Annotated in this window: 5 protein-coding genes and 1 pseudogene; 1 reads left to right on the top strand and 5 read right to left on the bottom strand. The window is 68.0% G+C overall.

The window, feature by feature from the left end; translation table 11 throughout:
- Positions 1–718, top strand: a pseudogene (locus tag G3N93_RS32200) (heme biosynthesis protein HemY); the annotation flags it as partial.
- 92 nt (positions 719–810) lie between these two features.
- On the opposite strand, the gene G3N93_RS32195 reads toward G3N93_RS32200, so the two are convergent.
- The 5 genes from G3N93_RS32195 to G3N93_RS32175 form a co-directional block, all read right to left on the bottom strand.
- Positions 811–2037 (bottom strand): alpha/beta fold hydrolase, encoded by a 1227-nt coding sequence (locus G3N93_RS32195; RefSeq protein ID WP_206134773.1) that lies wholly within the window; start codon positions 2035–2037, stop codon positions 811–813.
- A complete protein-coding gene (locus tag G3N93_RS32190) occupies positions 2034–2447 on the bottom strand; it encodes a helix-turn-helix domain-containing protein (RefSeq protein WP_206134772.1) in 414 nt (137 codons plus the stop codon). The genes G3N93_RS32195 and G3N93_RS32190 overlap by 4 nt, the downstream gene beginning before the upstream one ends.
- A gap of 225 nt (positions 2448–2672) precedes the next feature.
- Positions 2673–3977 carry an MFS transporter gene (locus G3N93_RS32185; protein ID WP_174941663.1) on the bottom strand — a complete coding sequence of 435 codons (1305 nt, stop codon included), beginning with the start codon at positions 3975–3977 and terminating at the stop codon, positions 2673–2675.
- 128 nt (positions 3978–4105) lie between these two features.
- Positions 4106–4864 (bottom strand): SDR family oxidoreductase, encoded by a 759-nt coding sequence (locus tag G3N93_RS32180; RefSeq protein WP_174941665.1) that lies wholly within the window; start codon positions 4862–4864, stop codon positions 4106–4108.
- 92 nt (positions 4865–4956) lie between these two features.
- Positions 4957–6214 (bottom strand): aldehyde dehydrogenase family protein (locus G3N93_RS32175; RefSeq protein ID WP_206134771.1); only part of this gene is annotated, 1258 nt, incomplete at its 5' end.

Below are 6214 nucleotides of genomic sequence, written 5' to 3'. Positions count from 1 at the left end.
GCCGCACGGGGCTCACCCCCCGGCGCCCCCGCTTTCCCACCACGCCGCGCGTCCGAGCGCCGACCGGCAGGCGGGCGGCAAGCGCATCCATGCGCAGCAGGTCGCGCTGCGCGCGCAGCAGCAGTTGAAGAACTGGGCCGAGGTGCTGAAGCTCGCGAAGGCGCTCGAGAAGCGCGAGGCGCTGCATCCGGCTGCGGCCGTGCGGCTGCGCCAGCAGGCTGCGGAAAACCTGCTGCGCGAACGCCGGCACGACCCGGACGCGCTGCTCGAGGTGTGGCAGTCGCTGTCGCCGGTCGAGCGCCAGTCGCCGCGTCTCGCCGATCTCGCCGCCGATCTGCTCGTCCCGCTCGAACGCCGCAACGAAGCGCGCCGCATCGTCGAAGATGCGCTCGCGCACAACTGGGACGCGCGCCTGCTGCGCCGTTATCCGGATACGGCCGGCGCCGATGCGCTGCCGCTGATCCAGAAGGCGGAAGGGTGGAAGAAGGATCACCCGGAGGATGCCGACCTGCTGTTCGCACTTGGCCGCCTGTGCCAGCAGCAGCAACTGTGGGGCAAGGCGCAGTCGTTCCTCGAGTCGGCACTGAAGCTGGCCGACAACGAGGCGCTGAAGGTGCGTGCGCATCGCGCGCTTGCGCGCCTGTTCGAGCATCTCGGCGAAAGCGACAAGGCTGCGAAGCATTACCGCGAAAGCGCGCTCGCGATTACGGTGGTCTGACGCAGGCGGCTCGCGCAACCTGCGCAAAAAAGCCCCGAATGCCGGAAGGCCTTCGGGGCTTTTTTTCGTCCAGGGTGGGCCTGGATGACGTATCACGCGCCAAGCTTGCGCAGCAGGTCGTCCTCGTTTGCGACGAACCACACCGATGTGCCGCGATTGGACTCGCGAACGAGCGCGCGAAGCGCCTCGCTGCGCTCGAGCCAGCGCTCGATATCGCCGACCACACCGAGCCTGACGCCGTAGTTGACGAGCTTCTGCAACACGGCGCCTGCGAGGCCGCTTTCGAGCCGGTAGAAATCGTCGTGCAGCGCGTCGGCGGGTACCGCCACCCAGTCGGCTTCATGCTCGTGCGCGAGCGCGACGAGGTCGAGTGCATCGCTTTCGCGTTGTACTGGGCCGGCGGCGGGATCGCGGACCAGCACACGGTGGCCGGCTGCCTGGACGATTCGGTGGTGCATGCGGGTTGGCTCCGTCGACATGAGAAATGCGAGCACGGTGTCGCGCTGCCCGCGGATGAAGTGGTATTGATCCGGAAGCAACAGGACTTGCGCGTGCGGCACGAGACGCGTCAGGCGATCGCGCGTCTCGCGCGAATCGAGCATGACGTCGCGACCGCCGACGATCGCCAGCACGGGCGTGGACAGCGTGCGCAGCACGCCGTCGCCGAACACCGGAATCGTTTCGAGGCGCGGCCGAAAGCCGCGATCCACCGCGCGCATGAGCGCGAATGCGTCGCGCTCGGCGGGCGTCGATGCGGGCGGCAGACGGCCGAGCACGCGCCGTCGCACGCAGGCGCGCCCGATATCACCAAGCAGTACCAGCGGTAGCGCCCACCACAGAAACGGCTTCTGCCGGCCGATGCCGGACGGGCAGAGCAACACAAGCCGCATGACGCGCGCCGGTCGGCGCAACGCGAAATCGAGCGCGGTTCGCGCACCCAGCGAGATGCCGACGAACGCGGCGCGTGACACGCCCAGGCCGTCGAGTACGTCGTCGAGCCACTGCGTGTACGCGTCGCTCGCGAGCGGTGGTCGCGACGGGGCGCTGGGTCCCGCTTCGCCGATCACGTCGATCGCGTAGAGCCGGCACTGCTTCGACCATTCGGCCGCGTAATGCTGCCAGCTCGCTGCCGTCGTCTGCGCGCCGTGGATCAGCACGACCGGCGGCGCGTGCTCCGGACCGCAGGCGATCACATGGGTGGTGCCATGGCGTGTCTGCACGGTGATGCGCCGATGTCCAGCCGGCCAGTGCAACAGCGCAGCCTCGTAAGCCGTGCGAATCGCGTGTGCGTGGCGGGGCGACCTGAAGATCGCGCTCATGTCCCGCTTTGCTGCAGCAGCACCTCGAGGGACGACATCAGCGCGGCCGTGTCGGCCGGCGTTGCGGCGACGATGATCTTGACCAGGCTCGCGGCGGGATCGAACGTGACGTCGATTCGCACCGGGTCGACATACGACGTACGGCCGGATGCCATCGCATGCAGCGAGCGCGACAGGTACTGGTGCAGCGACTGCGACGCGCCCGGAATGTCGACGATGCTGGTGACGCGCACCGTACGCGGCACGGGCGCGGCCGGCTCCATTTGCGTGAACGCAGCGAGGTCGGCGTCGAGGATGCGGTACTCACGGCCGACCCGCGTTGCATGCAGCTTGCCCTCGCGGATGAAGCGCAGGACAGTCTTCGGGTGGAGGCGCAGGCGGGCGGCGGACTCTTCGACGGTATGGAACATGGGCGGGCAGTGGCACTCAAATTGTTCCTTATTGTTCCATGATAAAAGGATTAATAGGGAATATTTTGACGATTGGCAGGTCATCGTTGGCGGGATACCGAACCGGCAGCGCTCAGGCGGTGCGGGCGCGGAAGCAGAAACGCCCCGCCGACCGGAGCGGTTCCGGCCAGCGGGGCGTTTCGGAGGGTGGTCGGTTATCGACCGGCGGGCGCCATGCGCCCAGGGTTACTTGTCGACCAGTCGCTTCGGCACCGACAGCGCCAGCAGCCCGCCGAGCACGAGAAACCCGGCGAGCATGTACATGCCCGAATCGTTGGCGCCCGTTGCCTGCTTGAGCCAGCCCATCATGTACGGGCTGAGGAAGCCGGCGAGGTTGCCGATCGAGTTGATCATCGCGATGCCGGCCGCGGCCGCCGTGCCGCCGAGGAACGCGGTCGGCAGGCTCCAGAACAGCGGAAGCGTCGTCAGGATGCCGATCGTCGCGAGCGTGAGGCCGAGCATCGCGAGCGCGGTCTGGTGCGCCCAGATCACCGACAGCACGAGCCCGAGCGCGCCGATCGCGGCCGGAATTGCGACGTGCCAGCGGCGTTCGCGGTGCCGGTCCGCGCTGCGTGCGATCAGGATCATCGCGACCACCGCGGCCGCATACGGAATCGCCGACAGCAGGCCGATCATGAACGTGTCGGTCACGCCGGTGGCCTTGATGATCGTCGGCAGCCAGAAGCCGACGCCGTAGAGCCCCATCACGAACGAGAAGTAGATCAGCGCCATCAGCCACACGCGCGGGCTCGACATCACGGCGCCGAGCGGCAGGTCTTCCTTGGTGGCTTCTTCAGCATCGACGTTGCGCGTGAGCAGCGCCTTTTCGTCGTCGGTCAGCCAGTTCGCCTTCTCGATCCGCTCGTCCAGCTTGAGGAACACGACCACGCCGACCAGCACCGACGGGATACCCTCGAGCAGGAACAGCCATTGCCAGCCGTGCCACCCGCTGATGCCGTCGAACGCTTTCAGGATGAAGCCCGAGAGCGGCCCGCCGATCACACCGGACAGCGCGACGGCCGTCATGAAGAACGTCGTCATCCGGCCGCGCCGGTGCGCGGGGTACCAGTAGGTGAGGTAGAGGATCACGCCGGGGAAGAAGCCTGCTTCGGCGACGCCGAGCAGGAAGCGCATCACGTAGAACATCGTGGGCGTCGTGACGAACATCGTCAGGATCGAGATCACGCCCCACGTCGCCATGATGCGTGCGATCCACACGCGCGCGCCGACCTTGTGCAGGATGATGTTGCTCGGCACTTCGAAGAGGAAATAGCCGAAGAAGAAGATCCCGGCGCCGAGCCCGTACACGGTGTCGCTGAGGTTCAGGTCGCTTGCCATCTGCAGCTTCGCGAACCCGACGTTCACGCGGTCGAGATACGCGACCACGTAGCACAGCAGCAGGAGCGGTACGAGCCGCCACGACACCTTGCGGTAGGTTGCTTCCTCGAATGCGCCGGACGAGCCCGGCAGCGACTGCGTCGATGTTGCCATGTTGTCTCCTGTCCTTATAGTTGGCCGGGACCGGCGTATCAGTGGCAGGCCCGGTTTCGTGCGAAGCAGTGCGTGGATGCCGTGCCGGCCGAAGAATCCCGGCTCGGCGCGTGAACAGCCCGGTGCGGCTAGATGCAGCGCCCGCCGTCGACTTCGAGACAGACGCCCGTGATGAATTCAGCTTCGTCGGAGGCGAGGTAAAGCGCCGCGTTCGCGATGTCCTGCGGCGTCGAGAAGCGGCCGAGCGGGATCGTCGCGAGGAACCGGCTGCGGTTTTCGGGGGTATCCTCGCAGCCCATGAATTCCGTCATCAACGCCGTTTCGCCGAGCACGGGGTTGATGCAGTTCACGCGGATGCGATCTGCGCCGAGCTCGGCCGCGAGCGACTTGCTTGCGGTGATCATCGCGCCCTTCGTGCTGTTGTACCAGACGAGGCCCGGGCGCGGCCGCACGCCGGCCGTCGATGCGACGTTCACGAACACGCCGCCGCCCTGTTCGCGGAAGTACGGCACGAAGGTCTGCACGCACCAGAACAGGCTCTTCATGTTGACCGCGTACACGCGGTCGAATTCGGCTTCCGTCACGTCGAGCACCGGCTTGTTGCGGTGCGTGGTGCCTGCGTTGTTCACGACGATCTGCACCGCGTGGAAATCGTCGAGCGCAGCCTGCAGCAGCGCGTGCCAGTCGTCCTGCTTCGACACGTCGCCGGCCACCGCAATGGCCTTGCCGCCCGCGAGCGCGATCTCGCTCGCGACGCGCTCGGCTGCCGCGCCGTTCAGGTCGTTGACGACGACGTTCGCGCCTTCGCGCGCATACGTCTTCGCGATGCCTTCGCCGAACCCCGAGCCGCCGCCCGTGACGATTGCCGTCTTGCCGCTCAACCGCATGGTGTGTCTCCTGTGCTGGATATGAGTGTCGTCGTGCATCGGCTCGCGTCCGCGCGTTGCCGGCCGCATGCCGTGTGCTGCTTGCGGCGCGGTCAGCCGTGCCGGATCGCGATCGTCTTCAGCGCGGTGAAGCCGTACAGTGCCTCGAAGCCTTTTTCGCGGCCATGGCCCGAGTGGCCGACGCCGCCGAACGGCAGCTCGACGCCGCCGCCCGCGCCATAGTTGTTGATGAACACCTGGCCCGCGCGCAGGCGCCGTGCGAGCCGCATCTGGCGTGCGCCGTCGCGTGTCCAGATGCCCGCGACGAGGCCGTACGGCGTGCCGTTTGCCAGCGCGACGGCTTCGTCTTCGTCGACGAAACGCATCGCGGCGAGCACGGGGCCGAACACTTCCTCCTGCGCGAGCCGGTGCGACGGCGGCACGTCGCGCAACAGCGCGGGCGCCTGGTAGAAGCCGCTTTCGGGCGCGTCGGCGACGACCTGCCCGTGCGCGGCCATCGGAATGCCGTCGTGCTGCGCGTCGGACAGGAAATCCCACACGCGCTGCTGCTGCTTCGCGTTGATCAGCGGGCCGCAGTCGAGGTCGGCGCGGCTCGGGCCGACGCGCAGCCCGTTGAATGCGGTGGCCAGCCGCTCGACGAGCGGCTCGTACACCGCGCGCTCGATCAGCACGCGGCTGCCGGCCGAGCAGGTCTGCCCGCCGTTCTGCACGATCGCGGACACGAGCACGGGCAGCGCCGCTTCGAGATCGGCGTCGGCAAACACGATCTGCGGCGACTTGCCGCCGAGCTCGAGCGTGACGGGCACGTGGTTCTCGGCCGCCATCTGCGTGACCAGCTTGCCGGTGGCCGGCGAACCCGTGAACGAGATGTGGTCGATGCCGGGATGGCGTGCGAGCGCGGCACCGGCTTCATGGCCGTAGCCGGTGACGATGTTGAGCGCACCGGCCGGCAATCCGGCCTCGACGGCCAGCTCGGCGACGCGCAGCAACGACAGGCACGCATCCTCGGCCGGCTTGACGACGCAGGCGTTGCCGGCCGCGAGTGCGGCGCCGACGCTGCGCCCGAAGATCTGCATCGGGTAGTTCCACGGCACGATGTGGCCCGTGACGCCGTGCGGCTCGCGCACCGTCAGCACCGTGTAGCCGGCTTGATAGGGGAGAGTTTCGCCGTGCAGCTTGTCGGCGGCGCCTGCGTAGAACTCGAAGTAGCGCGCGAGCGCGGCTGCGTCGGCGCGTGCCTGCTTCAGCGGCTTGCCGGTGTCGCGCGCTTCGATCGCGGCGAGTTCCTCGATCGTGGCGGCGACACGCGCCGACAGCCGCTTCAGCACGCGGCCGCGCTCGGCGGCGCTG

The organism is Burkholderia sp. Se-20378 (assembly GCF_017104665.1).
Classification (GTDB): Bacteria; Pseudomonadota; Gammaproteobacteria; order Burkholderiales; family Burkholderiaceae; genus Burkholderia; species Burkholderia lata.
The sequence above is the reverse complement of the archived record's forward strand: the minus strand, read 5'-3'. Positions and strand labels throughout refer to the sequence as shown.